The 3,533-nt window shown below is 64.2% G+C and carries 3 protein-coding genes; all 3 read left to right on the top strand.

What is annotated here, in order from left to right; all coding sequences use genetic code 11:
- Window positions 1-135: 135 nt before the first annotated feature.
- The 3 genes from repC to J5474_RS18260 all read left to right on the top strand — a co-directional run bounded on the left by repC (window position 136) and on the right by J5474_RS18260 (window position 3,471).
- Window positions 136-1,224 (top strand): plasmid replication protein RepC, encoded by a 1,089-nt coding sequence (gene repC / locus J5474_RS18250; protein WP_209362753.1) that lies wholly within the window; start codon window positions 136-138, stop codon window positions 1,222-1,224.
- Between the two features lie 341 nt (window positions 1,225-1,565).
- On the top strand, window positions 1,566-2,315 hold the full coding sequence (locus J5474_RS18255) for a SapC family protein (protein ID WP_209362756.1): 750 nt from the start codon (window positions 1,566-1,568) through the stop codon (window positions 2,313-2,315).
- A gap of 1 nt (window position 2,316) precedes the next feature.
- Window positions 2,317-3,471 carry a BamA/TamA family outer membrane protein gene (locus J5474_RS18260; RefSeq protein WP_209362758.1) on the top strand — a complete coding sequence of 385 codons (1,155 nt, stop codon included), beginning with the start codon at window positions 2,317-2,319 and terminating at the stop codon, window positions 3,469-3,471.
- Window positions 3,472-3,533 lie beyond the last annotated feature (62 nt).

A 3,533-nucleotide genomic window follows, 5' to 3' on the forward strand; every position in this document is an offset into this window, starting at 1 on the left:
AAAGAAAAGCCCCCCAGGACAGGTCCCGGAGAGCTCTCTCATTTCTCGCACTCCTGAGATAGCCGTTCCCGCCTGATCCTGTCAACAACCGCCGATTCGGCGGACGGCATCTTTTTGTCTTTTGTGATAGAAACCATGACGGAACTGTCCCGCATCCGCGTCGGGCAGCCGGTCGAGACATGCCCGAAGCCCGGCCCCTGCCCGGCTGACAAATGGGCGCTTCTCGATGCGCTGACCCATGCCGCATCCGATTTCGGCCTCGGCCATCGCACGCTGACCGTGCTGCGCGCGCTGCTGAGCTTCTTTCCCCACCGTGCCCTGCCCGCCGACCCCGGTGGCGCCGTGGTCTACCCCTCCAACCGCACGCTCTCCGAACGGCTGAACGGGATGCCCGAAAGCACGCTGCGCCGGCACCTCGGAACCCTCGTCCGCTCCGGACTGGTGAACCGGCAGGACAGTGCCAACCGCAAACGCTTTGCCCGCTTCGGCGGCGTGGCCTTCGGCTTTGACCTCAGCCCGCTGGCGCGCTGCGCCGAAAGCCTGCTGGCGGCGGCAGAATGCGCGCGGGAACGGCGCGACCGTGTCGCGGCCCTGCGTGCCCTCATCGCCGCGACCCGCCAACAGTTGCTCGATGATGGCTGCGATACAGGCGACCCCCTGCTTGAGGAGGCCCGGCTGAGCCTGCGCCGCAAGCTGTCCCCCGACACGCTGGAAACGCTGCTGAACGCTCTGGATAAGCGGCTGACAACACGCTTGCCCTCCGTCGAAATGAGCGCCTGCGACAACCGAAATGAGCGGCACATACAAGATACAGAAGATTCCGAATCTGTTTATCAGAACACCCGGTTCCGTGACCGCGGACCCGAGGCGCACACGCCCCCTGCCCTTTCCGAAGTGCTCGAAAGTTGCCATGAATATCGCGGCTTCTTTCCCGGAACGCCCTCCGACTGGCCAGGACTGGAAAGCATCGTCCGACGGCTGCATCCCATGCTGGGGATCGACGCGCAGGTTTTCGAGGAGGCCCGCACCGCCATGGGATCGGAGCGCGCGGTCGCGGTCGTGCTTTGTATGCTGGAGACACTGGAAGGCATTCACCGGCCCGGAGCCTATCTCCGGGGACTTGCCCGCCGGGCAGCCGAAGGCCGTTTTAACATGCCGGGAATGCTGATGGCCGCGCGGAAACGGCGGGAGTCCATGCAGGGCGCAATGGCAATTGCGGGCTAAATTGTCAGCTGACAATTTCCGTCCGAACCTGTGCCGGGAACCGATCTGCCGAAGAGTTGCGGGTCAAATTGTCAGCTGACAATTTTTCCTGGCGTGTCCTGTGCAAGGCGCTTGCTCTCCTCAGAGAGACGCGGGGCCCGATCCCAGCGGATCAGTCCTTTCGAATAGCTTAATGCACTGAAAAATATTTTTCTTTCCTTCGGCGAATCAATCGCTATAGACTGTGCAGCAAGAGGCCATTTTAAGGCCTTGCAGGGGGACATCGGGCTGTTTGGTCTGGGGCGGAGCACTCACGCGCCGCCTTTATTTTGCGACCCCGAATTTTGAAGGGGGACAGGCTCATGAAACAGATGTTGATATACGAACGCGCCCAGCCGCTGCGGGTCGCGGAGCATGGTGACGCTTCGGTGAAACCGCTCGCGGATTTCCGATTTGCTGCCGATCTCAACTCTGTTCCGATCGTCGCCGCCGAGTTCGCGGCCGCAGCGCAGGACATGGCCATCGTATTTGCCGGAACCGAAGAAGAGATCCTGCCCGCCGTCCTGCTGGGCGTCGAGGACGGTGCGAACCTCTTTATCGCTGACAACGGCCGCTGGACCGGGCGCTACATCCCGGCCTTCCTGCGGCGCTACCCGTTTGTGTTTGCCCAGAACGAGGCGGGCGACCAGCTGAGCCTGTGCATCGACGAGGCCTGCGGGGCGCTGAACCGCGACGGCATCGGCGAACGCCTGTTCGACGCCGAGGGCACCCGCAGCAGCTATCTGGAGCAGATGCTGGAATTCGCCGCGCAGTATCAGGCGCAGTTCGTGCGCACACGGGTCTTCTGCCAACGGCTGAAGGCGCTGGACCTGCTCGAACCGGCGGCGCTTTCGGTGCGCGACGGCGAGGCATCGAAGGGCATGGCCGGGTTCTTCCGCATCAACCGCGAGCGGCTGAAGGCGATTCCGCGCGAAACCCTGGGCGAGATGTTCGATACCGACGAACTGGAACTGTGCTTTCTGCACATGCAGTCGCTGACCAACGTCGAGGGTCTGTCCCGGCGGCGAGCGGAACGACGATTGGCGGAGGCCGACACCTCCGTCGTGCAGTGACATGGACCGTTCCGGCAAAGTGATCGCACTCTTCGTGGCACTTGCCGCGGCTCCCACAATCGCCTTCGCTCAGGGGCTTGCGACCGACAGCCCGTCACGCGATGCCTTTGGCCCCGACGAGAACGCGCCCGGCACCATGCTGGGCGGCGGCGGCGATCTGGCATTCGGCGTCGCCTACGGCAACCTCGAAGGTGTCGTGGGTATGGTCGAGGTCACGCAGGACGGGCTGTTCGGCAGCGACGAGGACCTGCGCTTTCACCTTGAAGGGTCGCAGTATCGCCAATCTCTGGCGCTGGCGCTGACCGACGAGGATTTCCTGGAGCAGCCGTTGCAGCGCACCATCCGGCTGAGCGGCTTCAACGTCGATCCGAACGAGGATGCGGGTCACCAGTACGGCTATGCCGGGGCGGATCTGTCCATGACCTTTGTCCGGGAGGCTTCGGGCGGCGTGTCGCGGCAGCTGGGCTTTGGCGTGGCACAGTACACCATCGACATGACGGCGACCATGCCGGTGGCGGTGACGGCCCACGCGGCGACCTACGGCGCGGTGACGGATGTCGCCTATGCCTTTGGCGGGGTGGACGTCAACCGGGTCGAACCCGGCTGGATGCCCGGGCGCGGCTGGCGGGCGACCGTGAACCTCGAGATCGGTCAGGCCAGCACGACCGGCTATGCCAAGCTGACCTTCGGCGGCGAAGCCTTTGGACGGCTGGCAACGCATACGGTGGTTCGCGGCCACGCCGGTGTCGGACTGAGCGCCGTGGCGGGCGGCAACGATCTGCCGCTGTTCAAGACCTATCAGGGTGGCGGTATCGGATCTGTCCGGGGCTTTGTCGCGGGGACCATGGGGCCGGTATCGACCATCCCCGGTTCGACCGAGGTAGCCTATCCCGGCGGGCAATCGGCCTGGTCGGCGGGGATCGAACTGGTGCAGGCGCTGACCGCCGTCGACGGGCTGAAGGCGCTGGCCTTCTACGACCTCGGGGGTGTTTCCGGCAGTGCGCGGCCTTTCGACGACCGGCGGTCCTCGGTCGGTCTGGGCCTGAGCTGGGAAAGCCCGATCGGCCCGCTGTCGGTCTTTGCGGCAAAACCGCTGGACGACAAACCGACCGACCGGACAGAGACCGTTCAGGTCGCCTATGGCGTCCGGTTCTGAATTTTTCGTCATGTCCCCGTTCGGGGGCCTGACATTTTGAAAAGACTTGCAAGGAGAGCGTC

Origin of the sequence: Sagittula salina (assembly GCF_017813235.1) — a bacterium.
In the GTDB taxonomy this organism is placed as follows: domain Bacteria; phylum Pseudomonadota; class Alphaproteobacteria; order Rhodobacterales; family Rhodobacteraceae; genus Sagittula; species Sagittula salina.

Coding starts and splice junctions, on each gene's coding strand:
- J5474_RS18255 (WP_209362756.1), top strand. CDS start 1,566: ATGAAACAGATGTTGATATACGAACGCGCCCAGCCGCTGCGGGTCGCG.
- J5474_RS18260 (WP_209362758.1), top strand. CDS start 2,317: ATGGACCGTTCCGGCAAAGTGATCGCACTCTTCGTGGCACTTGCCGCG.
- repC (WP_209362753.1), top strand. CDS start 136: ATGACGGAACTGTCCCGCATCCGCGTCGGGCAGCCGGTCGAGACATGC.